We start from the raw sequence: 26,916 nt of genomic DNA, 5'->3' as shown, positions 1-26,916 counted from the left end.
AAATAAACCGATACATCCAATTGTCCTGGAGGCACTACCATGTCCAATGCACAAACTCGTCCGCCACTTCCTCCGTTCACTCGTGAAACGGCGATTGAGAAAGTCCGACTCGCTGAAGATGGCTGGAACAGCCGCGATCCCGAAAAAGTATCGCTTGCCTATACACAGGATACCAAATGGCGCAACCGAGCGGAATTTGCTACCAACCGCGAAGAAGCCAAAGGTTTCCTTACTCGCAAATGGAAAAAAGAGCTTGATTATCGCCTGATCAAAGAGCTCTGGGCGTTTACCGACAACCGCATCGCTGTACGTTACGCATACGAGTGGCATGATGATTCAGGTAACTGGTTCCGCTCTTACGGTAACGAAAACTGGGAATTCGAAGCGGATGGCCTGATGCACCGTCGCTTCGCCTGCGTGAACGACATGCCTATCAAGGAGAGCGAACGCAAGTTCCATTGGCCACTGGGACGCCGCCCAGATGACCATCCAAGCCTGTCTGACCTCGGTCTGTAAATATTTCAACCGACCTGATCCTTTTGTTGAAAAGGCTCAGGTCGGTTTTTGAGCCTAACGCTATAAATAGTTTCTTCATCAAAAATTCTCTAACCCGTAACCGCCCGCAGTCCCTCCAAAGTTCTATCCTCCAATTCTTTGCCGGTCCTATCCAGCTCTTCCACCTGCCAACGATCCTCACCGCCTGCTTCGCGAAAGGTCTAGCGGTCGCAGTTTTCCAGCCATGAGTCTATTACTGAAGTCCTCTAGCAATGCCTGCTCCATCAGGTCCATCCATGAGGCTGCAAAGGCTTCGTAAGGGTTCTGAGGGCAGCCGGCTAAAGCAGGCATCAGTACCGGCGGGACAGACGAGAGGTGCGTAATTTTCAGGCACTACCGTTTAGGGAAATAGAGTTACCTGCACTTTTGTGTACTCGATTCTCAATGTGATGCTCCATGATTGATCTGGACTATACGAATCAAGTCCAGTCGGCGCGGTGCTGTGGCCCTATTCTTAACGGCGGCAACTGATTCCCCGTAATGCACGAGGTGGTAGCAAGTTGTTTCTCAGATCCATGCGCAGCCAAGTGGTGCGCGCTGATGACTGCCGCACTTACAGACTGAACGCAATCCATCTCGCTCAAGCAACAGCGCTCGTGGTCGTATGGCTTCCCCGCCTGAAGACACGGCAAGGTGTGCTGGCCCGAATAGAGGATTCAAGATAAGGGTTCCGCTTCTGATTTTGCCTTACGTCGACATGAGAGTGACAGAAGTGCCACGTTGGCCGATTTCCTCTCGCTACTCCGTTTGTAGCAAGCGGGAACTCGCGGTGAGCTGGATTTTGGCAGTCAGCCGTTGGCGGTTCTTGGTAGTGGATACGGACTGAGTAAATGCACTTCCGTGCTATTACTGCCGAGTAGAGGCGGGAAGCGCGCTGTATGGGCGCAAGTAGCGAAGAGTTATTTTCTCAGAAGGACAGGAGACAGCGGGTGTTTGAGCCCCCGTCCCTGGCGCCGAGCGATCTAGCGCCAGATGAGCGGACGGGAGAAGAGTCAATTCGTACAGCCGGTACCTATAACGTGGTACTCCATGATGTGCCGGTCGCCCTTGGAGTCGTCGTAAGTCATCTGCGCCGGCACTACATCGCAGCTATCGGGTATCTGAGTAATCGACACAATGTGAGCGATGTCCAGGTGTTGAGAGTAGCGATAGGGCTCGACCGTAATATGCGCAGTCTGAGTATCTTGCTCATCGGCCATAGCGACAGAGCCAATGGAGCCTAGGAGTAACACGAGTAACAGTTTCATAGTGAACACCTGTAGTGAGGGCGTGAGAAGACCAAAGCACTTGAGCGGTGCTCAGTCGTAAAAAGGGTTGAGGTGTAGCCCGGTTGCCGTCAGACGCCGGGCTGACTTACATCAGAAAGGCTTGGTAGGCAGGTACTTGCCGTCCAGGGTGATCACAGCGCGATGGCCGCCCTCCGGATCTTCGACTTTCTTGATGTCCAGCTTGAAGTTGATGGCACTGATGATGCCGTCGCCGAACTTTTCGTGAACCAGAGCTTTGAGGGTGGTGCCGTATACCGACATCATTTCGTAGAAACGATAGATAGTCGGGTCGGACGGTACGCCGTCAAAAAAACTGCCGCGAACTGGCATCGATTGCAGCAAAGCGACTTGATCAGCATCAAGCTCGAGTTTCTTGCCCACGACGTGGGCGGCGCTGGAAGGCAGCGGATGCTGGCCGAGCAGGGCGGCAGTGACGAAGGCTTCGGACAGGCCGGTGCCGTCAACGATCTCGGCGAAGGACAGGTCCTTGCGAGCCTTAGCCAAAATGATGGTTTCGGTCAGTTCTTGGCGCGCGGTGCGGGTGGCTTGAGTCTGGATCATGGCGAATCTCCTAGGTTAGTAAGGGTTACAGGTACGGGTTTCAGGCGACGTGCCTGGCTTGCTGGGAAACGGCGTGAACTTCGGGGTTGTCTGCGAGGGGCACGAAAGTCCCGGTATTGCCATCGAAGGCATCGATACGCCCGCTCTCGATGTCATAGATCCAACCATGCAGGGTGACGCGGCCTTCTTCGAGAGCCAGGCGAACGGATGGATGTGTCTGGAGGTTGGCCAGTTGCGCGATGACGTTTTCACGCACCATGGACGTAACTTTGCTCGGTAGATCCGCATGTTTGCGGGCTTCGTTAACCACCTTGGCCGAGTCGGCGTAACGGAGCCATCCGGCAACGGCAGGCATGTGATCCAGACACTTGCACGTTGCTATGGCGGTCATCGCGCCGCAGTCGGAGTGGCCGCAGATCACGATGTCTGCGACCTGGAGAGCGGCGACCGCATATTCAACAGAGGCCGAAACGCCACCCGGCTCCGGGCCATATGACGGCACGATGTTGCCGGCATTGCGGATTACAAACAGATCGCCTGGCTCGCGCTGGGTGACGAGTTCAGGCACCAATCGGCTATCTGAGCAAGAGATGAACAACGCTCTTGGGCTCTGCTGATTAGCCAAGTCCTTGAACAGTTTGACCCGCTCAGGGAAGGCGTTTTTTTGGAATTTCAGAAAACCGTCGATGATCGCTTTCATGGTTGCTGTCTCAATGTCTCTGGGTGTGAAACAAAGATTAAGCAACACATTACATAAGATAAAAGTCTCATTTATTATGGTGTGCATCAGATTATCTTATGAGTGAAATCATGCTTGCTCGTCACATCCAATACTTCCTCGCGGTTGCGGAACATCTCAGCTTCACGAAGGCCGCAGCGGCGCTGCACGTGTCTCAGCCAGCCCTATCGCAGCAGGTGAAACAGTTGGAAGAAAGTCTTGGAGCCCAGTTGTTCGACCGCTCAGGACGCACAACTCGCTTGACTGACGCGGGAGACGTCTATCTTCTGTATGCGCGCCGTGCTTATCAGGAATTGCGAGATGCTAAAAGCGCCATCCACGATGTGAGCGACCTCTCCCGAGGCTCATTGCGCGTGGCCGTGACGCCCACGTTCACGACTTATCTGGTAGGGCCCGTGATCGAAGCATTTCACTCTCGGTATCCTAAGATCACTCTCAACCTGAAGGAGATTTCCCAAGAGCGCATTGAGGAATTGCTTTTGGTTGGAGAATTGGACGCGGGGATCGCGTTCGATGAAATAAGTACACCGAATATTGATGCCATCCCTTTGCTGAACGAAACCCTCGCTTTAGTGGTGAGTCGCAGACACCGCTTGGCCGAGGAGCGGTCCATTGGATTACAGGCTCTGAATGCCGAGTCCCTGATTCTGCTCAGCCCAGAGTTTGCAACCCGCGAACAAATCGATCGCTACTGCCGCAAACACGCGATTCGCCCTCAGGTGCAAATGGAGGCCAATGCCCTCGGTGCAGTGATCGAAATCGTTCGTAGGACGAATCTATCGACTTTATTGCCGGCCAAAATCGCGTTGGCCCATGACGATCTGGTGGCCATCGCACTGGAGCCCGAGCGCTTGCAGCGCACCGCCGTCCTTTTGCGGCGCAAAGACGCCTTTCAGAGCGCAGCGATGCGAGTTTTCATCGAGGTGGCTAAAGAGGTATCCGTTCAGCTAAATGTGCAATAGCTGTGCTCGTCAATCTGGACGGAGCTAAGCCCAGCCTGTGACGTGGTAATAACAGGCTCAATAAAAAAACAGACTGCACCACTCCGACTGAGAGATATCTGGGCCATCCGAGTAAGGCTTCAAATTGCGGAAAAAAACCGAGACCTGGCTCTCTTCGATCTGGATACATCGGGCCCAGCTACGCAGCGAGGACTGCCTTTTTCCTAGCCGGCCGCATACTTCAGACCATCTATCCACTCGTCAATACGGTCGTATCGTCAAAGGCTGGGTGAAAGCCGTACGGCTTGATCCGGCAATGTATGGCACCCACACAATGAGACGAACGAATCACTGATCTATCGTAGGACGAAGACCGGCGGGCGGTTCAGTTATTACTCGGCCATACGAGATGGCGGAACAGACTGAGGTTTGACCATGCATAGCGACGGTCGAAGTCAGACTGTCGCTAACCGGCCAGAAGCGGACAAATTAATGTGACAGATATCCAGAGCCAGGGGTATCAGTCAGCAAGCGGAACAAACCAACGCCGTTGTAGTCTTCAAGTGTGCCCCCAGGCAACAGGCTGTTCTTACCGGGGGCGGTCCGCAACGCTGGAGTATTTTTTACATAGGAGGTTTCGGGTGCCCTGGAAATCAAATCTTGTAGTGCTCGCCCTGTCTGCCGTTGCCTTTTCGGCGCAGGCCCAATCTGATCGTGAAGTGGTCGAGGACATGGTGACCCGCTCGGCCAACGTCTGCCCAGGCCACAGCACCGAGCGCACCACGCCCACGGTGAAGGCGGTACCTGTCGGCGCGTTGCGGGTCATGCTTGATCGCGGCCTGGTGATGTGTCCCGACCGGCGTCTTGATGTCGATGCACCTGCCGTGTTTTACGGGAGGGTTGGCGTATTCGGGTGGAACCCTGAAGTGCCTGCAAGCTCGGAGGTGATCGTCAAGCAGATCGACACCATGACCCGCAAGGACGAGTACCCGTCGGACACCTTGGTTTGGGATGCGACGGGTATGCCCCTCAAGCAGCGCACTGTGCCGGCTTTCGAACCCAAGTCAGGGGCTGCTGTGCTGTATCGGATACGGTAAGCCCTGTCGACGAGGCGCGTGCAAGTAAGCGCCGATGCTGCTGCATGAATCCGATGTCAATCGAGACGGCCGATGGCACGTGCAAGATTTGCGCGTGCCTGCTGCTCGAATGCGTCGAAGTAGGGGGCGGTGGCATAAATGCGGTCGCGCGTTAGAAAGCCCTCCAGGATCTGACGTCGCTTTTGGCGATATATAGACATCGGCACGTGCAGGTACTCGCGGCGGACCTGTTGGTCGTACTCTTCGAACCGCTCGAACGACGCCCCGAGGATCGCCAGATCCGTGTCCACCAACACCGCCTCGTCTACCGACTGCGGGGCACTGTCGTGTCGCGTTACCATGACCAGGTCGTAAAGCCTGCGGCGCGTTTCGTCGTCCAGGCCGCTAGCACGGGCCACTTCGTCCAGCCATTGGGCGCTGCGCAACTCGTTGTCGCTGCGCAGGGGGTCGTAGATCGCGTCGTGGAACCACAGCGCGAGGTCGACTTCGGCGGGTGCCTGGCAGGCCGCGTTGAGGAGTCGACGCACCCGGAGGCACTCAGCCAAGTGCTGGCGGTTGTGGTACGCGCGGTGTGGCTCGTCGTAATGTCGAATGAGTTCCTGGTGTGCCTCTCGCGGTACGCATCTGACCCCAAGCTCCGTCCAGACGCGAGCCCAGGCGGTAAAACCCAGTGCCTCAGGCGCGTCGAGATCGTCGGGTGTCCTGACTCGTAATAGGCTGTTTTCTTCTGGCTGTTCCGTCATTGCTGCTCCTGCGCATTAATGTAGCGCTCTACCCGGACGATCAATTACATCCCACGCCGCACCCGCCCCGGCGCCTCACCATATACCTCCTTGAACTTCTTACTGAAAGCCGCCTGGGATTGATACCCCACCTGGGATGCAATGTCAGTCAGTCCCAAGTGCGAATGGCTCAGCAGGCTGAAGGCCAGTTCCATTCGAACCTGCGTCAACAAGACCCAAGGCGAAACGCCGGCTACCCGCACGAAAGCCCGCATGAACGTTGCACGGGACATGCTCGCAATCTCGGCAAGCGCATCCACTGTCCATTCGTAGCCCGGGTCCGCCAGCATCGATTGCCAGGCGCGGCCCAGCTGCTTTTCGGACAACAAGGCCAGGGTGCCGGTGTGTTGGCCGTGGCTCGCGAGGTGAGCGCGCAGGATCAGGGTGAACAACGCTTGGGACAAGGCATCGAGTAAGAAATGCGCCCCAACCTGATCGCTATCGGCTTCACCTCGCAACATGTCGACCAGGGCCGGCAGGGGAGCGCTTGCAGGGAGAGCCGCACTGGGTATCACGAGATGTTCGGGGAGGGCGCTGAACAACAGGGAGGCACGATTGTAGTGAAAACTTCCGCAGAGCATGTCCAGGTCCGTGCTCCCGCGGCCAATGCGGTAAAGCGGCAGCGTTCCACCGGACACCAGCCTCGGGGTTTGCGGCTCAGCCGTTCTTCCGATGCCATGCAGGAGGTGCGGTGCCCCACGAGGCAGAAGCAGAATGTCTCCTGCGCGCATTGGCAGGCGCTGGCCGTCCGGAAGTTCGACGCGGCACTCTCCCGTCAACACAATGTGATAAGGCGCTTTTCCCAAGGCTTCCTGCTGATGATCGAGTGCCCAATCGCCTTGAAACTGACACCGCAGATCCACACTGCCTCGCACGTTGGCCAAGCTGATGAGTTTATCGATCGAATTCATTTGAGCGCTTCGCATAAAAATTTGAGCGGATCGGACAAACTCGAATCTCGCCCTGGAGGGAGACTGAGCCTGTCGAAACAGTACACCAACTTGCTCAGGAGTCATGCGATGTTCAACAACTGGTCCGAACTGCTACCCACCATTCAGAAGGCTTTCGGCTCGCTCGGAAAAAGCAACCCGAAAATGGTCAAGGCCTACATGGCCCTTGGCGAAGCCTCCGCCGAAAACGATGTGCTGGATGGGAAAACCCGAGAATTGATTTCGATTGCCGTCGCTGTCACCACTCGCTGCGACGGCTGCATCGCGGTTCACGCGGACGCGGCGATCAAGGCTGGAGCGAGCCGCGAAGAAGTGGCGGCTACCTTGGCAACCGCCATTTCGCTCAACGCTGGCGCTGCCTACATCTATTCGTTACGCACGTTGGAAGCGTACGACTCGCTGAAAAAATAAAGCCTGCGGGTGCAGGCACCTGGCCTCGGTACCGTGCGGTATCGGGGCTTTTTAATGCCTGCAGGAACTTCGAACCTCCGACGCAACGCGGCGGGTAATCCACTACGATGAGGCGGCGAACTCACTGACAATGGAGATTACCCACGATGAACTACACGGGCGCCTGTCACTGTGGAGCGGTTGGCTTTGCTTTTGAGGCCGAAATTGAAGAACTGATCAGTTGCGACTGTTCGCTGTGCAGCAAGCGCAATGCGTTGATGGCTACGGTGCCGCGGGAGCAGTTTCGCATCAGCCGTGGTGAAGACGTGCTACGTCTGTATCGCTGGAACAGCGGCGTGGCCCAGCATTACTTTTGCGGGACATGCGGTATCTATGTGTACCACCGACGGCGTAGCAATCCTGAGGTTCTCAGTGTGAATGCGTGCTGTATTGATGGGTTGGATTACCGCGCAGTGCCGTTGCGTCATGTCGATGGCAAGAGTAGAAGCGTGGTCAGCCCGCCTTGAGCACACTGCCTGTTCAACCACAGGGTGCCGACCTCAATGGTTGGCACCGTGCTCAGGTCATGAGTCCAAAGGCGGGCAGAGCCTGATGCCAGCTAGCGGCGAAAACCCTGTGGGAGCAAAGCTTGCTCGCGATAGCGGCAGACCAGTCAAGATTGTTGCTGACTGACGTACCGTAGTCGCGAGCAAGCTTTGCTGCCACAGGTTTGAGCCTTGACTGACTGGCATCAGGGCAGGCCTCTGTCTTGCAGCTCAGACGGCGACCGATTCCAGGGTCGATTCAAGGAAGCGGAAGGCGGTCTGTTTCGAGTGATGGGTCGACTCGAAGAATGCCAGGTGACTGCCGTTGCTCTCCACGTGCAGCAGTGCATCGCTGATGGACTCGGCAATGCGCTGGGAGCCGCCGATGTGGGTGGTTTCGTCGGCGTCGCCGGCGACCACCAGCGTCGGTACGCTGATCTGCCCCAACCGTGACTGCAGTTCGGTCTTGTTCAACGCATCGTTGAGCCGCGCATAACGGTAGAACAGCTCCTCGTTGACATAGGGATAGAGCGCCGCATGGGCGATCGAGTCCGGGATGGTCGCCAGTGTCGCCTGGTCCAGGAATAACGCCTGCAAGTCGCTGGCTTCGTTGCGGTCGACGGCGGCCGACTCCATCAGCCATTCGAAATTCTGCTGATGGGCGGTGCGCAGGCTGTTGTCGCCCAAGTTGTAGTCGCCGTGCCACAGGCTCAGGGAGTTCACCCGCTCAGGGTGGATGGCTGCCGCGCTCAACGCGATCACCGCGCCGCCGCAAATCCCCATCAAGTGCGCATTGGGCAGCTCGTAGTGGTTCATCACGTTGATCAGGTCGCCGACCTGGGCATCGGTGTCCACGGAGAGCTGGTCGAACGAGGTACAGGAACCGAACAGTCCCCGGGTTTCCCAGGTGACCACGAAGAATCGTTCGCTCAGGGCGTTGAACCAGTCGCGACACAGGTCGAACGGCATGCCGCAGGGCAATGCCAGGACGATCGCCGGGCGGTTCTGATCCGTGCTGGCATGCACCGACAACGCAACGTTGTCGCGGGTGATCAGGTGCACCGTTTCAACCTCGGGCACCGAACCACTGAAATCGAAGTGTCTGACCAGGCGCCCGAATTCCCTGACGCTTTCGAACTCGTCGAAGTGGTCATAGGAAAAATCCAGCGCCTGGCAGATTTTCTTGCTGATAAACATCTCGAAGGAAGACAGCTGCGCCTCGCCATCGTGCACGTACTGCACGGCTTTGACACCGATGCGTGCGAAGGTGGCGCTGACCGCCCGTTCCGTGGCTCTCACGCTGGGGGAGGCCTGGTCGGGTGGCGGCTCATTTGCCTGAGCGAGAAAGCTCAGGCAAATGGGATCGGGCAGATGGATGGCAAGGTGCCTAAGCATCCTCACGGTCTCGCACAGGCGCGTCGCTGCGTCAGTGGAAATAGTCATGGATTGGGGGACTCCTGTCAGGCACGTTACGCATGCCACTGTCTTATGGCACTGAAAAATCAGACCGCTTCGAATTTCTTGCCTCGGGTGGTATGGGTGACAAGGCGGTTGTATTCCGGGGTCTTGTCCCCGATCACCTGGACCGCGCCGTATTTCTCGAGGCTGATGCGACCGCCGTACTCCTCGATGTGCTCGGAGTCCGGGTAGATCTTCACGAAGGACGGGACATAGCGTGAGGCGAAGCCCATGCGCATGTCCTGGGACTCGCCGCTGTGGGGGTAGGAGGCGTGCATCAGGGTCGACCAGAAAATGATGAACTGGCCGGCCTTCATCTGCATCGGCACGGCGGCGGACTCGTCAGGCTTGAAGTCCTCGTCGATCTGCAACTGGCGATAGTCGTAGCCGAAGAAACCACGGCGCACGCCATCTTTGACCACCGAGCTGTTGTTGGCATCGGGATCGTAGGCCATACGTTTGGTTTCGTCGTAGTTCATGCTGTTCTGGGTGCCAGGAATGAACTGCAGGCAACCATTGGCGATGTTGGCGTCGGTGAACGCGGTCCAGACGGTGATGGTGCCGCCGAAGTCTTCATTTTCCGGCCACAGGATCTGTGGCTTGCCCGAGGCGTTGGCGAAGGTGTCGGCCTGGTGCCAGTCGGTGCCTTCGTCACCTGGGTATTTGGGGAAGAACTCGGTGCGCCAGCAGAGTACATCCGGACCGAGGATGCTTTCGACGCGGTCGCAGATCTGCGGACGGCAGATGTGGCTGGCGAGGAATTCGTCGTCCAGGTGGCGATCATAGTTGGCGATGTTGGTGCCGGCGGAAATCGCATCCAGGTCCTGGTAGGCCGCGGCACTGCGGTCGAGCAGGCGCAGGCGGGTGCGTTTCCAGGTTTCTTTCATTTCTTCGGGGGTATAGGCGTCAAAAGGACCGATAAAACCGTTCTTCTCGAAGGACGCGCGTTCTTCCGGGGTCAAGGCGAATTTCTTGCTCATGGGCTGTTCCTTTTCGGTCAATGGGCTTGGACAAGGGAGCGCTGGATGCAGTCGGCCAATACTTTGGCGGTCGCACCGTTGGCCAGCACACCGGGGTCCAGGTTGACCTTGTAGTGGGCCTTGAAGGTGCTCAGGGAGCGAATTAGTGCCAGGGAGGTACCGCCAAAGTCGAAGAAGTCATCGTTCAGGCCGATGTTCTTCAGGCCGATATCCTGCGACCAGACCTTGAGCACGAACTGCTCTTGTTCGGTAAGGCCGTCGGCCGCATGTTGCACGGTGGCTTCAACGGATTCGGGCGAGGGCAGGCGTTGCTTGTCGATCTTTCCGTGGTCGGTGACTGGCAATTGCGCCAGGACGATGTAGGCCGACGGACGCATGTAGTCCGGCAGGTTGGCGGCCACCAGCGCGGCGACTTCGCTGCGGGTCTGTTCGGTCCAGGCCTTCACGCCCTGGACCGGTACCACGTAGGCGACCAGGCGCCAGTCGCCGTCGCCGTAGTCGTGACCGGTCACATGGGCGGCCGCCACGGCGGGGCTGGTTTGCAGGGAGGCTTCGACTTCGCCGGGCTCGATGCGGAAACCGCGGATCTTCAGTTGCTCGTCGCAACGACCGGCGTAGCGGTACTCGCCGTCATCGCCCAATATCACCAGGTCGCCGGTGCGATAGGCGCGGCTTGACGTCCCCGGCAGTTGCACGAAGCGCTCGCTGTTGAGGGCCGGGCGGTTCAGGTAACCCAGCGCCACACCGGCGCCTTCGATGTACAACTCACCGGCGGTGCCCTGGGGTACGGGTTGTTGATCAGCATCGAGCAGGTTCAGGCGCCAGCCATCCAGCGGCGCACCGATCGAGACCATGGCCGCGCTTTCCAGGTCCTGGCCCAGCACGCGCTTGAAGGTGGTGTGCACCGTGGCTTCGGTGATGCCGTACATGTTGATCAGCGCAGGCTTCCGGTCGCCATGGCGTTCGACCCAAGGGCGCAATACCGTGGCCGGCAGCGCCTCGCCGCCGAAGACCACGTAGCGCAGCGCCAATGGCGCCTTGGCCTGGCGGTCCGCCTCTTCGAGGCCACGGAAGGCAGAGGGGGTCTGGCTCAGGACGGTCACGCCCAGATCGACCAGCCATTGACGGGTGGCGGTTGGCGAGCGCGACACATCGTAAGGCACGACGGCCACGTGGCCACCGTGGGCCAGCGCGCCCCAGATCTCCCAGACCGAAAAATCGAAGCCGATGGAGTGGAACATCGACCAGACGTCGTGCTCGTTGAAAGCGTATTCACGTTGAGTGCTTTCCAACAGGCGGCTGACGTTCGCGTGGGCCACCAGCACACCCTTGGGCTCACCGGTGGAGCCGGAGGTGTAGATGACGTAGGCCGGCGCCTGGTCGGGGTTGCGACGGTCGACCTCGCCAATCGGTTCCAGTGCCGGGCCGGCCAGCAGATCGGCCAGGGGCAGGACGCGCACGGACGGGCTTTGCGCCAGGTCGGCGGGCTCGCCGATCATCAGGCTCAGGCCGCTGTCGCGCACGATGTGTTCGACGCGCTTGCCGGGGTATTGCGGGTCGACCGGGACATAGGCGCCGCCGGCCTTGAGGATGCCCAGCAGGCTGACGACCAGGTCGACGCTGCGCGTCAGGCTCATCCCGACCAGCATGCCGTCCTTGACGCCTTCCTGGCGAAGACGCGCTGCCAGTTGCGACGAGGCCGCATCGAGTTGCGCATAACTCAACGCGCGAGTGGCGTCGGAGACGGCCGTTCGCTCGGGAAATTCACGGGCCCGGGCGGTAAAGATTTCATGCAGGAATGCACCGGGCGTGAGGGGGGCTGGCGCGGGGTTGACCGATCCGCCAGTGTTCTTAATCGGCATGACTAACGCTCCTGTTAATTGCCAGGTGCAGCGTATTTGCGCATTTGCGAAAACCGTTGCACTCGAGACGTCACTGCGGCCCACGGGATCGTTTAATGCGCCTGTGCGATTCGCAGCTGCCGCATTTCAGCACCGACTCATGCCGGCGTCTGTCGCGGGAAATGGGGACAAGCCGCTTTGGGATGAGCGTCGACACCGGTGGTGTAACCGGGGGTGTCGGGTCTGTCCCGGTTTGCGGTGCCAGACATCACCGTGGATCAGTGTTTTTATCCTTGCCCGACAGTGGGGCGCATTGGTTTTGCCCCGTACGACGTGGATCCGAGGATCCGTGGTTCAGGAGTTATTCATGAGTCTTCAAACTAACGCTTCGCCTGTGATGAGCGATGACGGGACGGCGGATTCGCTTTCCTGGCCCGGTCAGCCAGTCGATGGGCAGGTTCGATTGTCGCTGCTTGCCGACGGCCTGAGCCTGCCCGTGGTGATCGAGGCGATCGCCCCTGGCCTGGATCCATCGGAATGGGCCGGCACCCATCGCGAGGCCATCGAGGCCTTGCTGTGTCGCCATGGCGCGGTGCTGTTTCGTGGTTTCGAGCTCGCCTCGGTGCCGGCCTTCGAAGCGTTTGCCGAAGCCTTGTCTCCTGGGTTGCACGGCAGCTACGGCGACCTGCCGAAGAAGGAGGGCGGACGTAACGTTTACCGCTCCACGCCTTATCCCGAACGGGAAATGATCCTCTACCACAACGAGAGCTCGCACCTGGAAAGCTGGCCACGCAAGCAGTGGTTCTATTGCGAACAGCCTTCCCGGGTCGGTGGTGCGACGCCACTGGCGGACATTCGACAAGTGCTACGGCACCTGCCAGAAGACGTGGTGGCCCGCTTCGCCCAAAAAGGGCTGATGTACAGCCGCACCTTTACCGCTGGCGTCGAACCAAGCTGGGAATCGTTCTTCGGCACCACCGACCGCGGCGAAGTCGAACGGCGTTGCCAGGAGCAGGGCACCGATTTCGAATGGCTCGACGGCGACAGCCTGCAAGTGCGCACCCTCTGCCCGGCGGTGATCCGGCATCCGCAAACCGGCGAGGCGGCGTTCTTCAACCAGGTGCAGCTGCACCATCCGTTCTGCCTCGGCGAGGAAATGCGCGAAGACCTGCTCGACATGTTCGGCGCGGACCGTTTGCCGCGCATGGTCAGCTACGGCGATGGAACACCGATTGAAGACGAGGTCATGACCCTGGTCGGCGACGCCTATGAGGCCTGCGCCGTCAGGTTCGACTGGCGCAAGGGCGACGTGGTCATGCTCGACAACATGCTGGCCGCCCATGCCCGTGATCCTTACGAGGAGCCGCGCCTCATTGTCGTGGCGATGGGCGAGATGACCGCCCGGGGCGACGTCTGGCAGCCGGCCTGAGCCATATCGCGAGTTCATTCGAGGATAGCAACCCATGAAAAACCAGAAAGAGAAGAAACCCAAGCCGGGGTCGGTCATGCGCCTGCTGTGGCGCAACCACCCCTGGCTGACGTTTTTCACCTTGATTTGTGGTGTCATCAGCGGGGTCGCATCCATCGCGGTGGTGAGTGTGATCAACCAGGCGATCCACAATGATGGCGATCGCATGCAGGCGCTGTACTGGTTCGTCGGGCTCAGTGCCATAGCGCTGATCCTGCGCAACGGTGCTGCGCTGTTCCCGGCCTACGCCAGCATGCGGATCATGACCCGGTTGCGCATCGCCCTGTGTCGCAAGATCCTCGCCACGCCGCTGGAAGAGGTGGACCGGCGCGGCCCGCCCAACGTACTGACCATGCTGACCAACGACATCCCGCAATTGAACACGACGCTGATCGTCATGCCCACGGTGCTGGTGGAAGCGACGGTGTTCTTGTTCGGTATCGCTTACCTGGCGTACCTGTCATGGGTGGTCCTGGCCTTGACGGTTTCGCTGATGATCCTGGGCGTGGGCTTGTACCTGTTCTTCTTCGCCAGCGGCGTTAGGTCCACCAATCGGGTTCGGGACGAGTTCACCGCGTTCAACGAATACACTCACGCCCTGGTGTTCGGCCTCAAGGAACTCAAGCTCAACGGCATCCGTCGTCGCTGGTTTGGCCGCTCCGCTATCGAGGCGTCTTCGACCCGGGTGGCGCGCTACAACTTCGTCGAGCGCCTGTGGTACACCGCCGCCGACAACGTGGGCCAGTTCACCCTGTCGTTGCTGATTGGTTGCCTGTTGTTCGCCGCGCCGCTGGTCAGCACGGTCGATCCCAAGGTGATGACCGCCAGTGTGCTGGCGGTGCTCTACATCATGGGGCCGCTGTCGCTGTTGGTGGGGGCGATGCCGGTGCTGGCGGCGGGCCGGGTCGCCTGTACCCGGCTGGCGGAGTTCGGTTTCGCGATCAATGATCCGCATCCCGAACCCGTAGCAGTCGAAGCGCCGAAGGTGCATCTGCTCGAGCACAAGAAGACCTGGGACAGCATCGAGTTGAAGGGCGTGCGGATGCATTACCAGGACCCGCATGCCGGAAGCGGTTTCTCCCTGGGACCCATCGACCTGACGGTACAGGCGGGTGAACTGATCTACATCGTTGGCGGCAACGGTTGCGGCAAAAGCACCCTGGCCAAGGTGTTGTGCGGGCTCTACATCCCGCAAAGCGGCGAGGTGCTGCTCGACGGCGTGGCGATCACTGACGAGAGCCGCAGTGAATACCGTGATCTGTTTTCCGCAGTGTTCTCGGACTTTCATCTGTTCAATCGCCTCATCGGCCCCGACGAAGAGGATGGCAACCCGGATCTGGCGAGCAAATACCTGGAAACCCTCGGGTTGGCCGACAAGATCAAGATCGAAGGGCTGGGTTATTCGACCCTCAAGGCGTTGTCCTACGGACAGCAGAAACGCCTGGCCCTGGTATGCGCCTACATGGAAGACCGGCCGGTGTACGTGCTCGATGAATGGGCGGCCGACCAGGATCCGCCGTTCAAGAAATTCTTCTACGAAGAGTTGCTGCCCGACCTCAAGCGGCGCGGCAAGACGGTGCTGATCATTACCCATGACGACCAGTACTTCCAGCTGGCCGACCGGATCATCAAGCTGGCGGACGGGCACATTGCCTCCGATATCAACTGCGCCATTCGCGACAAGCGCGCCTGAATGGCTGTTCTGACTGCACCGTCCGGCTGGCGATGTTGTCGCGACAACATCTCCGCCAACCCATGAAAGACGCCTGACATCGAACCCACCCGACAGCAGTGAACCTCCTGCCGGGTGGCGCTGGCTGTCTGCGCGGATCTGCATCATCAACTCCAGGCGTGCCCTGTTGCGTTTGCCCCGGGCAGCACTGACAAATATCTGAGAAGGAACGTATGACATTTTTCTTTGCTGTGGGCGTTGTTGTCGCAACGGGCCTTTCGGCCAGCCGTCATCCAGAGCCTGCCGGAGTGCAAGTGACAGGAGGCCGCGTATGAACCAGCCTCTGGAGCTTGCTGCGACCTATCCGCTGACGGCGTCCCAGCGGGACATCTGGCTGGACCAGATGACCAAGGGCGATTCACCCCTGTACACCATGGGCGGCTACCTTCACATCCGGGGTGCTGTCGACCCTGAACGTATCCAGCGGGCCGTCGAGCTGTTGGTCCGCAAGCACGATGCCTTGCGCACGGTCCTGCACTGCGACGTCGGTGGCGACGGCGTGCCCATGCAGACCCTGGTGGAGTCGCTGGAGGTGCGGGTCCCGCTGATCGACTTCTCCAACCGCCCCGAACCGCAGACCGCGGCCCAGACCTGGGTACAACAGGGGCTGGAAGTGGCATTTGAGCTCGATAAGGGGCCGCTGTTCCGCTTCTACCTGATCAAGCTCGATGACGCTTCGTTCTATTTCGTCGTCAACCTGCACCACATTATCCAGGACGGCTGGGGCATCAACCTGATGCTCGCGTCCCTCAGTGACCTGTACAACGCGCTGGAAGAAAATCGCGAACCTGACCTGTCGGCTCCATCCTATGCAGGGTTCATCGAGGATGACGCCCGTTACCACGAATCGGACCGTTTCCAGCGGGACCAGGCCTACTGGCTCGATAAGTACCGGGATGTGCCGGATCCATTGTTCACTGCCCGTTACCGTGATCGCTTTGTCGAGCCCGTGGTGCCCAGCGCTCATGCCATGACGTCTTTCCCACAGACGCTGAACGAGCGGATCGACGCCCTGGCGCTGACCCATCAGGTCTCGCGTTTCCCGGTGCTGCTGGCGACGCTGTACGTGTACTTTGTCCGCACCACCCAGCGCGACGAGTTGGTGGTGGGCCTGCCAATCCTCAATCGCTCCAATCCGACCTTCAAGCAAACCGTGGGGTTGTTCACTCAGGTCAGTGCCATGCGCTTGAGATTCGCCGATGACCTTTCGTTCGGCGAGTTGATCCAAGAGGTGGCGCGCGCGCTCAAGCAGGACTATCGCTATCAGCGGTTTCCGTTAAGCGACATTCACCGCTCCTTGGAGCTGCGGCGTGACAATCGTGCCCAGCTGTTCGATGTGTCGTTCTCCTACGAGGAAGAGAACTATCTATACCGGTTCGGCGACGCCACGGCCTACTCGGTGAAGAGTTCCAACGGTCAGGAGCAGATGCCCCTGGCGATTCATTTCCGGACCAACCCCAACGAAAAAAATGCCTGGGTGCACTGGATCTACAACCAGGCGTTCCTGCAGGCCGACGAAATCGAGGCAATGGCCGAGCGCTTCGTCCACGTGCTGGAGCAAGGACTGAGTGACGATACGCTGCCGATCCAGGACTTTGTCCTGCCGACACCGGCTGAGGCCCGTCTGCTCCAGGTCTGGAACACGAGCGATGCGCAGCGGTATGAGCACGACCGCACGATCCATGGTCTGTTCGAAGCGCGGGCCGCCGCGCGGCCTGGCGCGGTGGCGGTGGTCCATGAAGGCCAGAGCCTGACCTACGGCGAACTGAATACCCGGGCGAACCAGGTCGCCCATCGGCTGCTGGCCCTGGGTGTGTTCCCGGATGACCGGGTTGCAATCTGCGTCGAGCGTGGCCTGGACATGATCATCGGCCTGCTGGGCATCCTGAAGTCCGGTGCCGGCTATGTGCCGCTGGATCCGGCCTATCCCCTGGACCGTCTAGCCTTCATGCTCGAGGACAGCTCGCCGGTGGCGTTGCTGACCCAAGCTGCGTTGCAAGACCGAGTGCCTGCGCCGGCTGTCCCGGTGCTGCTGCTCGATCAGCCAGAAGCCGCAGGTTTTGCCGAGCAACCACGGCATGATCCGAATATCGGCACCCTGGCATCCCATCACCTGGCCTACGTGATCTACACCTCGGGCTCGACCGGCTTGCCCAAAGGGGTGATGGTCGAGCACCGCAACGTTGCGCGGCTGTTCTCGGCCACGCAACCGTGGTTCGATTTCGGCCCGCAGGATGTCTGGGCGCTGTTCCATTCCTTCGCCTTCGACTTCTCGGTCTGGGAAATCTGGGGCGCGCTGACCCACGGCGGTCGTCTGCTGGTGGTGCCGCAGTTGGTCAGCCGTTCGCCGCAGGACTGCTATGCGCTGTTGTGCGAGGCCGGTGTCACGGTGTTGAACCAGACGCCGAGCGCGTTCCGCCAGTTGATCGCGGCCCAGGGTGAAAGTGACCTGAACCACAGCCTGCGCCAGGTGATCTTCGGTGGCGAGGCCTTGGAAACCGGCATCCTCAAGCCGTGGTACGCCCGGGCAACCAATGCCGGCACGCAACTGGTGAACATGTACGGCATCACCGAAACCACGGTGCATGTGACCTATCGTGCGTTGCAAGCGGCCGATGCCCAGTTGATCGGTGTCAGCCCGATCGGCAAGCGGATTCCCGATTTGCGCCTGTACTTGCTGGACAAGTATGGCAAGCCGGTGCCCAAGGGCGTGGAGGGCGAGTTGTACGTAGGGGGCGCCGGTGTGGCGCGAGGCTACCTGAACCGGCCGGAGCTCAATGAAACGCGGTTCCTGCCCGATCCGTTCGACACCGATGCGAACGCGCGGATGTACCGTACCGGCGACCTCGGTCGTTGGCTGCACAACGGTGAACTGCAATACCTGGGGCGCAACGATGAGCAGGTGAAAATTCGCGGCTTCCGTATCGAACTGGGTGAAATCGAAGCGAGGCTGGCGGCCTGCACGAAAGTGCGCGAGGCCGTGGTGATCGCCCGGGAAGACGAGCCGGGGGACAAGCGCCTGGTGGCCTATGTGCTTGCCGAAGACGGCGCCCGCGTGTCTGCTGGCGAGTTGCGCAGTGAGCTGCTGGGCTCGCTGGCGGACTACATGGTGCCGAGCGCCTTCGTGATGCTCGAAGCCTTCCCGCTGACCACCAACGGCAAGCTCGACCGCAAGGCGCTGCCGGCACCCGATTCGCAGGCGTTTGCCCGACGCAGCTATGAAGCGCCGGTGGGCCATGTGGAAATCACCCTGGCTGCGCTGTGGGCCGAGCTGCTTGGCGTCGAGCAGGTGGGTCGTCATGACCGTTTCTTCGAACTGGGCGGCCACTCGCTGCTGGCGGTCAAGCTGATCGAACGCATGCGCCAGTTGGGCCTGAACGCCGACGTGGGCGTGTTGTTCGGCCAGCCGACGCTGGAGACCCTGGCTGCTGCGACCAGTAACAGCGGCGGCGTGCGGGTGCCGGAGAACCGGATTCCCCGCGACGTCGAGCGCATCACCCCGGACATGCTGCCCCTGGCGACCCTGACCCAGGACGAAATCGATCGTATTGTCGCAACCGTGCCGGGCGGCGTGGACAATGTGCAGGATATCTATGGCCTGGTGCCGTTGCAGGAAGGCATTCTCTATCACCACCTGGCGACCAGCGAAGGTGATCCGTACCTGTTGCAGGCCCTATTGCGCTTCGGCACCCGCCAGCAGCTGGAGGCGTTCGCGCAAGCCTTGCAGGCGGTCATCGCCCGGCACGACATCCTGCGCACCTCGGTGGCGTGGGAAGGGCTCGGCGAACCGGTACAGGTGGTTTGGCGCGAGGCGCGCCTGAGGGTCGAAGAGCTGGTCCTGGACCCGGCCGAAGGCGACATCGCCGACCAGTTGCAGGTCCGTTTCGATCCGCGCCATACCCGCTTCGATCTGCGCCAGGCGCCGATGATGCGTATTCATTTTGCCGAAGATGCCGTCAGCGGCAGCTGGGTGGCGGTGTTGCTGTTCCATCACCTGATTGATGACGCGACCTCCCTCGGCATGCTGGGCAAGGAAATCGATGCGTACCTGCAAGGTCGTGCGACGGAGCTGCCGGTGTCGGTGCCTTACCGCAACTACGTGGCTCAGGTCCGCCTGGACAATCATCCCGAGCAACATGAGGCGTTCTTCAGCGAGATGCTCGGCGACGTGGACGAGCCGACCCTGCCGTTCGGCCTGCAGGATGTGCAGGGCGACGGCAGCGGCATCGAAGAAGCGACGCTGGCGCTGGAGGTCGGGCTGGCCCGGCGTCTGCGTGCCCAGGCCCGGCGCCTGGGGGTGAGCACTGCCAGCCTGCACCACTTGGCCTGGGGCCAGGTGGTGGGGCGCTTGTCCAGCCGTCAGGACGTGGTATTCGGCACCGTATTGATGGGCCGGTTACACAGCGGACAGGAGGCCGGACATGCCTTGGGCATGTTCGTCAACACCCTGCCGTTGCGGGTCGAGGCGGGGAACCAGGGTGTGTTGGCCGCGCTGCAGGCGACCCACGGCCGCCTGGCGGCGCTGCTGGGCCACGAACATGCGCCGTTGTCGTTGGCACAACGGTGCAGTGGCGTTGCGGCGCCGGCGCCGCTGTTCAGTGCGCTGATGAACTATCGGCAGACCGCCGTGGCGGCACAGGCGAGCGAGGATGCGGGCCACGCCAGAATCTGGGCCGGAGCGGAAATTCTCGGCGGCGAAGAACGGACCAACTACCCGCTGTCGCTGTCGGTGGATGATCTCGGTGATTCGTTTGGACTGACCGTGCAAGCCGTGGCCGGGATCGGTGCGCAGCGGGTTTGCGGCTACGTGCACACCGTGCTCGAAGCATTGGCCGATGCCCTCGACCAGGATGGCGACACCCCGCTGCACACGCTGGCCTTTGTCCCCGCCAACGAACGCCAGCAGTTGTTGCACGATTTCAACGCCTTCGATGCGGAGTACCCGTCGGGGTTGCTGCTCCATCAACTGTTCGAGGCCCATGCCGAGGCTGATCCGGAAGCCGTTGCGCTGACGTATCAGGGGCAGCGCCTGAGCTACGACGAACTGAATCGGCTGTCCAACCAGATCGCCCATCGCTTGATCGAGTTGGGTGTCCGTGCCGACGACCGGGTGGCGATCTGCGTGGAGCGCAGCCTGGAAATGGTCGCGGGGCTGGTGGGTATCCTCAAGGCCGGGGCGGGCTATGTGCCGCTGGATCCTGCTTACCCGGTCGAGCGCCTGGTCTACATGCTGGAGGACAGCGCACCGAAGGTGCTGCTGACCCAGCGCAGCCTGCAAGAGCGCTTCCCCGCGGCGGGCTTGCCAGCCTTGCTGCTCGACGATGAGGACCGCGACGCCGCCGGCATCGACCGCCAGCCGTCCACCAACCCGGACGCACAGGTGATCGGCCTCAACCCCGACAGCCTGGCGTATGTCATCTACACCTCAGGCTCCACCGGCCAGCCCAAGGGCGTGGCGATGCCGCACCGCGCCCTGGTCAACCTGATGCAGTGGCAGATCGACCAAGCCGCGCAGCAGGGACGGGCCGCTGCGCGCACCTTGCAGTTTGCCGCGCTCGGCTTCGACGTGGCGTTCCAGGAAGTCTTCAGCACCTTGTGTGCCGGCGGCGAGCTGTCGCTGATCCATGCCGACATCCGCCTGAATTTCCACCGCCTGTTCGAACACATCTGCCAACAGCGCATCGAACGCCTGTACCTGCCGTGCATCGCCCTGCAGGCCCTGGCCGAAGCGGTTGCCGGCGAGCGTGAAGGCACGCCGCTGACCTGCGACTTGAAAGACGTCATCACCGCCGGCGAACAGTTGCGCATCACGCCACAGATCCGTGCATTGTTCGAGCGCCTGGACGGCTGCCGCTTGCACAACCACTATGGGCCGACCGAGTCCCACGTCGCCACCGCCCTGACGTTGCCGGACGATGTCGCCGCCTGGCCGACGCTGCCGGCCATCGGGCAACCGGTGGCCAACACCCGTGTCTATCTGTTGGACGCACAGCAGCAACCGGTTCCGGTCGGTGTGGCCGGCGAGATTCACATCGGCGGCATCTGCGTTGCCCGTGGCTACCTGAACCGCGATGACTTGACTGCCGAGCGCTTCGTCCGCGATCCGTTCGCGGCCGATAAACAGGCTCGCCTGTACAAGACCGGTGACCTGGGCCGCTACTTGCCCGATGGTCATATCGAGTACCTGGGACGCAACGACGATCAGATCAAGATCCGTGGCTTCCGTGTCGAGCTGGGTGAGATCGAGTCCCGGCTCTGCCAACACGGCGAAGTCAAGGAGGCGGTTGTTGTCGCCCGTGAAGACCAACCCGGCGAGAAACGCCTGGTGGCCTACATCACCGCCCAGGTGGCGGATGCGGCGCCGGAGGCCGATGCACTGCGCGCGCACTTGCAGGCGCTGCTGCCCGACTACATGGTTCCGGCGGCCTACGTGCGCCTGGACAAACTGCCCTTGTCGCCCAACGGCAAACTCGACCGCCGCGCGCTGCCGGCCCCGGAAGCGGACGCCTTCGCCAGCCGTGCCTATGAAGCGCCACTGGGCGAGGTGGAAACCACGCTGGCAGGGTTGTGGGCTGACGTGCTCGGTGTCGGGCAGGTGGGGCGACACGATCATTTCTTCGAACTGGGCGGCCATTCGCTGCTGGCGGTGAAACTGATCGAACTGATGCGCAAGGCTGGGCTGAGCGCCGATGTGCGGGTGCTGTTCGGTCAACCTACCTTGGCTGCCCTGGCGGCGGCAGTGGGCGGTCGTACCGAGGTGAGCGTGCCGGCCAACGGCATTGCTGCGGGGTGCGAACGGATCACTCCGTCGATGCTGCCGCTGGTGACGCTGGACCAGGCTACCCTCGATCGGATCGTCGCCGGTGTACCGGGCGGTGTCGGCAATGTCCAGGACATCTACCCGCTGGCGCCGTTGCAGGAAGGCATTCTCTATCACCATATCGCCGCCGAAGAAGGCGACCCCTACCTGCTGCAAGCCACCTTCGCCATGGACAGCCGTGCTCAACTCGACGGCTTCGTCACGGCCTTGCAGGCCGTAATCGACCGGCACGATATCCTCCGGACCGCGCTGCTGCGCGAAGGTCTTGAGGCGCCGTTGCAGGTGGTTCTGCGCCAGAGCCGGTTGACGCTCGAAGAGCAGGCCCTCGATCCGGCCAGGGGCGATATCGCGGCGCAGTTGCAAGGGTTGTTCGATCCGCGCCATTGCCGGCTGGACCTCGACAAGGCGCCATTGATGCGCCTGGCCTGCGCCTGGGACAGTGTGCACCAGCGCTGGGTCGCGGTTCTGCTGTTCCACCACATCGCCCTGGACCATACCGCCCTGGACGTGATGCAGGAGGAAATGCTGGCGTTCCTCAATGGCGAGGGCGACCGCCTGGAAGCGGCCATGCCTTATCGCAATTACGTGGCGCAAACGCTGTTGGGTGTGCCGCGTGAGCAGCATGAGCGCTTCTTCCGCGACATGCTCGCTGATGTCGACGAGCCGACGCTGCCGTTCGGCCTGCGGGAAGTCCAGGGGGATGGCCGGGGTATCGAAGAGGTCAAGCTGAACCTCGATCCAGATCTTTGCCGGCGTCTGCGGCAGCAGGCGCGCCAACTGGGCGTGAGCGCGGCAGCCTTGCATCACCTGGCGTGGGCAAGGGTACTGGGGCGTGTGGCCGGTCGCGAGGACGTGGTCTTCGGCACCGTACTGCTGGGGCGCATGCAGAGCGGCGAGGGCGCGGACCGCGCCCTGGGCATGTTCATCAATACCCTGCCGTTGCGGGTCAACGTGGGCGGGCAGGACGTGCGTGCCGGGGTCAAGGCGACCCACGCCCGCCTGACGGCCCTGTTGGGCCACGAACACGCCTCGCTGGCCTTGGCCCAGCGTTGCAGTGGCGTGCCGGCTTCGCTACCGCTGTTCAGTGCGTTGCTGAACTATCGGCACAGCCCGCTCCAGGACGGCGACAGTGTCGACCGCTGGGCGGGTACGCAGGTGTTGGAGGTCATGGAGCGGACCAACTATCCATGCATGTTGTCGGTGGACGATCAGGGCGAAGGCTTCCTGCTGAGCGTGCAGACGGCCGGTGGGGTTGATGCGCGTCAGGTCGGTGCCTATATGCAGACGGCCCTGGCGAGCCTGGTGGAGGCACTGGAGTGTGCGCCTGAATCCGCGATCAACGATCTGGAAATCCTGTCTGAAAACGAGCGCAGGCAGGTGCTGCAGGACTTCAACGCCACCGATGCCGAGTATCCGCTGGAACAGACCGTTCATGGGTTGTTCGAGGATCAGGTGCAGCGCACGCCGGATGCGCTGGCGGTGCGGCATGGTGAGCAACGCCTGAGCTATCGCGAGCTGAACGAGCAAGCCAACCGCTTGGCGCATTACCTGCGTGGGCAGGGCGTGCGGCCGGATTCGCGGGTGGCGATCTGTGTCGAGCGTGGTCTCGACATGGTCGTGGGCTTGCTGGCGATCCTCAAGGCGGGCGGCGGTTATGTGCCGCTGGATCCGGCCTATCCGGCGGATCGGATTGCCTACATGCTGGAGGACAGCGCGCCGGCCGTGGTGCTGGCTCAGTCGGCAACGGTTGGTTTGTTGGCCGGTGCTTTGATGCCGGTGATCGACCTCGGTAGTGGGCGCTGGCAGGACGAATCCGTCCAGAATCCTGAAGTCACTGAGCTGACCTCGGCGCATCTGGCCTACGTGATCTACACCTCCGGTTCCACCGGTTTGCCGAAAGGCGTGATGATCGAACACCGCAACACAGTGAATTTCCTGACCTGGGCCCATCGTTCGTTCGATGCGCAAACCCTGTCCAAAACCCTGTTCTCGACTTCGCTGAACTTCGACCTGGCGGTCTACGAATGCTTCGCACCGCTGACGTCGGGCGGCAGCATCGAAGTCGTCAATAATGTGCTGGAACTGCAGCAAGGCGAGCACGACATCACCCTGATCAACACCGTACCGTCGGCGCTCAAGGCGTTGCTGGAATCCGGTGGGCTGGGCGAGGGCGTGGATACGGTGAACGTGGCCGGTGAAGCCCTCAAGCGCAGTCTGGTGGAAACGCTCTTCGAACAGACTTCAGTCAAGCGCTTGTGCAACCTCTATGGTCCTTCGGAAACCACGACCTATTCCAGTTGGGTCTCCATGGCCCGGGAAGACGGCTTTGCCGCCCATATCGGCAAGCCAGTCGCGAACACCCAGTTCTATCTGCTGGATGAGCACAAGCAACCGGTCCCGCTGGGCGTACCGGGTGAGATCTACATCGGTGGTGCCGGTGTCGCGCGGGGTTACCTGAACCGCGATGACCTGACGGCCGAGCGTTTCCTCACGGATCCGTTCAGCGCCACGCCCAACGCCCGGATGTACAAGACCGGCGACCTGGGCCGCTACCTGCCGGACGGCAACATCGAATACCTGGGCCGCAACGACGACCAGGTGAAGATCCGTGGTTTCCGCATCGAACTGGGCGAGATCGAAGCCAAGCTCGCTCAACACGACGCGGTGAAAGAAGCGGTGGTACTGGCCCGTGAAGACGTGCCGGGCGACAAGCGCCTGGTGGCCTACTTCACGCCGGCGAACGACACAGCGGACATCGAAACCCTGCGCAGCCATCTCCAAGCGCAGCTACCGGAATACATGGTTCCCGTGGCCTACGTTCGCCTCGATGCCATGCCGTTGACCCCCAATGGCAAGCTCGACCGCAAGGCCTTGCCGGCTCCGGAACACGATGCACTGATCACCCGTGGCTACGAAGCCCCCCGAGGCGAGACCGAAACCGTCCTGGCGCAGATCTGGCAGGACCTGCTAGGTCTGCAACAAGTGGGTCGTCACGATCACTTCTTCGAACTCGGCGGCCACTCGCTGTTGGCCGTCAGCCTGATCGAGCGGATGCGCCAGGTCGGCCTGAGTGCCGATGTGCGCGTGTTGTTCAGCCAACCGACCCTGGCCGCGCTGGCGGTGGCTGTCGGCAACGATGGCGGCAATGAGGTAAAAGTTCCGGCCAACCTGATTGCGCCGGATTGCCAACGCATTACCCCCGACATGCTGCCGTTGGTGACGTTGTCCCAGGACGCCATCGACCGCATCATCGCGACCGTGCCGGGCGGCGCGGCCAATGTGCAGGACATCTACCCGCTGGCACCGTTGCAAGAGGGCATCCTCTATCATCACCTGGCGGCCGAACAGGGTGACCCCTACGTGCTGCAAGCGCAGTTCGCCTTCGACAGCCGCGAACGCCTGGACGATTTCACCCAGGCCTTGCAAGGCGTGATCGATCGCCACGACATCCTGCGCACGGCCATGGCCTGGGAGGGCTTGGACGAGCCGGTGCAAGTGGTCTGGCGCGAGGCCTCGCTGGGCATTGAACAGGTGGAGCTGCTGTCTGAGGACGGCGACGTTGCCGTTCAGTTGAACACCCGGCAGCACCTGGATATCCGCCAGGCGCCGTTGATGTGCATCCGTTTTGCCCAGGATGCAATTCACCAACGCTGGGTAGCGACGCTGTTGTTTCACCATATGGCGCTCGATCACACCGCACTGGAAGTGGTGCGCCACGAAATGCAGGCACACTTGTCGGGCCAGGCTGACCAATTGGGCGACGCGGTGCCGTACCGCAACTATGTGGCCCAGGCCCGCCTGGGTGTGAGCCGTGAAGAACACGAAGCGTTCTTCCACGAGATGCTGGGTGCCATCGACGAACCCACCTTGCCATTCGGTTTGCAGGATGTGCGTGGCGACGGCAGCGATGTCGAGGAGGCCAGGCAAGAGGTCGCCATCGATCTGAGCCATCGTCTGCGCAGCCAGGCCCGTCGGTTGGGCGTGAGCGCGGCGAGTCTGCACCACTTGGCCTGGGCCCTGGTGCTGGGCCGGGTATCGGGTCGCGAAGAGGTGGTGTTCGGCACCGTATTGATGGGCCGGATGCAAGGGGGCGCGGGGGCCGACCGCGCTCTGGGGATGTTCATCAATACCTTGCCGCTGGGCGTGCAGGTGGGGGCGCAGAGCGTGCGCGATGGTGTATTGGCGACGCATGCGCGGCTGACCGGATTGCTGGGGCATGAGCACGCTTCCCTGGCATTGGCCCAGCGTTGCAGCAGCGTGGTTGCACCGACGCCATTGTTCAGTGCTTTGCTCAACTATCGTCATTCGATGGCGGAGCCCCTCGCACTGCAACCGTCCTCTGGCTGGCAAGGCATTGAGGCGCTGGGTGGCGAGGAGCGCACCAACTATCCGTTGGCGCTGTCGGTGGACGATCTGGGCGAAGGCTTCAGCCTCACCGTCCAGGCGGTGAATGGCGTCGACGCGCAGCGGGTCGGTGCCTATATGGAAGCGGCGCTGGCGAGTCTGGCGCAAGCGCTGGAATGTGCGCCTGAGTCGTCCCTGGCCGATCTGCCGATTCTGCCGGAAGCGGAACGCGAGCAACTGCTGGTGGCATTCAACGCCACCGACGCTGAATATCCGCTGGAACAGACCATTCATGGGTTGTTCGAGGAACAGGTGCAGCGCACGCCGGATGCGGTTGCAGTGCTGCATGGCGATCAGCGTCTGAGCTACGGCGAACTGAATGAGCAGGCCAACCGCTTGGCGCATTACCTGCGCAAGCAGGGCGTGCGGCCGGATTCACGGGTGG

At 61.2% G+C, this 26,916-nt stretch carries 16 protein-coding genes and 1 pseudogene; 9 read left to right on the top strand and 8 right to left on the bottom strand.

Annotated features, from left to right (window positions below; genetic code table 11):
* The first annotated feature begins 39 nt into the window (after positions 1 to 39).
* Positions 40 to 516, top strand: coding sequence for a nuclear transport factor 2 family protein (locus tag FGE05_RS28920; protein WP_139650332.1), 477 nt, complete (start codon positions 40 to 42; stop codon positions 514 to 516).
* Between the two features lie 1,031 nt (positions 517 to 1,547).
* On the opposite strand, the gene FGE05_RS28915 is transcribed toward FGE05_RS28920, so the two are convergent.
* The 3 genes from FGE05_RS28915 to FGE05_RS28905 all read right to left on the bottom strand — a co-directional run bounded on the left by FGE05_RS28915 (position 1,548) and on the right by FGE05_RS28905 (position 3,084).
* The gene (locus FGE05_RS28915) at positions 1,548 to 1,802 is read right to left on the bottom strand and encodes a DUF2790 domain-containing protein (RefSeq protein ID WP_139650331.1); all 255 of its coding nucleotides are present in this window, start codon (positions 1,800 to 1,802) and stop codon (positions 1,548 to 1,550) included.
* 111 nt (positions 1,803 to 1,913) lie between these two features.
* Positions 1,914 to 2,384, bottom strand: a complete 471-nt coding sequence (cynS, locus tag FGE05_RS28910; protein WP_041024129.1) for a cyanase — start codon at positions 2,382 to 2,384, stop codon at positions 1,914 to 1,916.
* A gap of 40 nt (positions 2,385 to 2,424) precedes the next feature.
* Positions 2,425 to 3,084, bottom strand: a complete 660-nt coding sequence (locus tag FGE05_RS28905) for a carbonic anhydrase (RefSeq protein ID WP_139650330.1) — start codon at positions 3,082 to 3,084, stop codon at positions 2,425 to 2,427.
* A 110-nt stretch (positions 3,085 to 3,194) separates the two neighbouring features.
* Between FGE05_RS28905 and cynR the strand changes: the two genes are divergently transcribed.
* The 3 genes and pseudogenes from cynR (at position 3,195) to FGE05_RS28890 (ending at position 5,161) form a co-directional block, all read left to right on the top strand.
* Positions 3,195 to 4,085 (top strand): transcriptional regulator CynR, encoded by an 891-nt coding sequence (gene cynR, locus FGE05_RS28900; protein WP_139650346.1) that lies wholly within the window; start codon positions 3,195 to 3,197, stop codon positions 4,083 to 4,085.
* Between the two features lie 12 nt (positions 4,086 to 4,097).
* Positions 4,098 to 4,507, top strand: a pseudogene (locus tag FGE05_RS28895) (hypothetical protein).
* A gap of 198 nt (positions 4,508 to 4,705) precedes the next feature.
* Positions 4,706 to 5,161 (top strand): hypothetical protein, encoded by a 456-nt coding sequence (locus FGE05_RS28890; protein WP_139650329.1) that lies wholly within the window; start codon positions 4,706 to 4,708, stop codon positions 5,159 to 5,161.
* Positions 5,162 to 5,217: 56 nt separating this feature from the next.
* On the opposite strand, the gene FGE05_RS28885 is transcribed toward FGE05_RS28890, so the two are convergent.
* A complete protein-coding gene (locus tag FGE05_RS28885) occupies positions 5,218 to 5,904 on the bottom strand; it encodes a hypothetical protein (protein ID WP_139650328.1) in 687 nt (228 codons plus the stop codon).
* Positions 5,905 to 5,948: 44 nt separating this feature from the next.
* Positions 5,949 to 6,854 carry an AraC family transcriptional regulator gene (locus tag FGE05_RS28880; RefSeq protein WP_139650345.1) on the bottom strand — a complete coding sequence of 302 codons (906 nt, stop codon included), beginning with the start codon at positions 6,852 to 6,854 and terminating at the stop codon, positions 5,949 to 5,951.
* Positions 6,855 to 6,962: 108 nt separating this feature from the next.
* Here FGE05_RS28880 and FGE05_RS28875 point away from each other — a divergent pair, with 108 nt between their 5' ends.
* Together FGE05_RS28875 and FGE05_RS28870 are read left to right on the top strand one after the other, a co-directional pair.
* Positions 6,963 to 7,304, top strand: coding sequence for a carboxymuconolactone decarboxylase family protein (locus FGE05_RS28875; protein WP_024780206.1), 342 nt, complete (start codon positions 6,963 to 6,965; stop codon positions 7,302 to 7,304).
* 146 nt (positions 7,305 to 7,450) lie between these two features.
* Complete coding sequence (locus FGE05_RS28870) at positions 7,451 to 7,810, top strand: GFA family protein (RefSeq protein ID WP_139650327.1); 360 nt, start codon at positions 7,451 to 7,453, stop codon at positions 7,808 to 7,810.
* A gap of 249 nt (positions 7,811 to 8,059) precedes the next feature.
* Here FGE05_RS28870 and FGE05_RS28865 read toward each other — a convergent pair whose 3' ends face one another.
* Genes FGE05_RS28865 through syrB1 form a run of 3 tightly spaced genes read right to left on the bottom strand, consistent with a single transcriptional unit; the run spans position 8,060 to position 12,128 of the window.
* The gene (locus tag FGE05_RS28865; protein WP_139650326.1) at positions 8,060 to 9,271 is read right to left on the bottom strand and encodes an alpha/beta fold hydrolase; all 1,212 of its coding nucleotides are present in this window, start codon (positions 9,269 to 9,271) and stop codon (positions 8,060 to 8,062) included.
* A 59-nt stretch (positions 9,272 to 9,330) separates the two neighbouring features.
* Positions 9,331 to 10,266, bottom strand: coding sequence for a syringomycin E biosynthesis L-threonyl-[L-threonyl-carrier protein] 4-chlorinase SyrB2 (gene syrB2 / locus FGE05_RS28860; protein ID WP_139650325.1), 936 nt, complete (start codon positions 10,264 to 10,266; stop codon positions 9,331 to 9,333).
* Positions 10,267 to 10,283: 17 nt separating this feature from the next.
* Positions 10,284 to 12,128 carry a syringomycin E biosynthesis L-threonine--[L-threonyl-carrier protein] ligase SyrB1 gene (syrB1, locus tag FGE05_RS28855; protein WP_139650324.1) on the bottom strand — a complete coding sequence of 615 codons (1,845 nt, stop codon included), beginning with the start codon at positions 12,126 to 12,128 and terminating at the stop codon, positions 10,284 to 10,286.
* Positions 12,129 to 12,474: 346 nt separating this feature from the next.
* On the opposite strand from syrB1, the gene FGE05_RS28850 reads away from it, so the two are divergent.
* From FGE05_RS28850 to FGE05_RS28840, 3 genes are all read left to right on the top strand, one after another.
* A complete protein-coding gene (locus FGE05_RS28850) occupies positions 12,475 to 13,536 on the top strand; it encodes a TauD/TfdA family dioxygenase (protein ID WP_139650323.1) in 1,062 nt (353 codons plus the stop codon).
* Between the two features lie 34 nt (positions 13,537 to 13,570).
* Positions 13,571 to 15,268, top strand: coding sequence for a cyclic peptide export ABC transporter (locus tag FGE05_RS28845; protein ID WP_139650322.1), 1,698 nt, complete (start codon positions 13,571 to 13,573; stop codon positions 15,266 to 15,268).
* A 310-nt stretch (positions 15,269 to 15,578) separates the two neighbouring features.
* The coding region (locus FGE05_RS28840; protein WP_139650321.1) for a non-ribosomal peptide synthetase at positions 15,579 to 26,916 on the top strand (11,338 nt) is incomplete at its 3' end.

The sequence above is a fragment of the Pseudomonas sp. ICMP22404 genome (genome assembly GCF_006227205.1).
Classification (GTDB): domain Bacteria; phylum Pseudomonadota; class Gammaproteobacteria; order Pseudomonadales; family Pseudomonadaceae; genus Aquipseudomonas.
The sequence above is the reverse complement of the archived record's forward strand: the minus strand, read 5'-3'. Positions and strand labels throughout refer to the sequence as shown.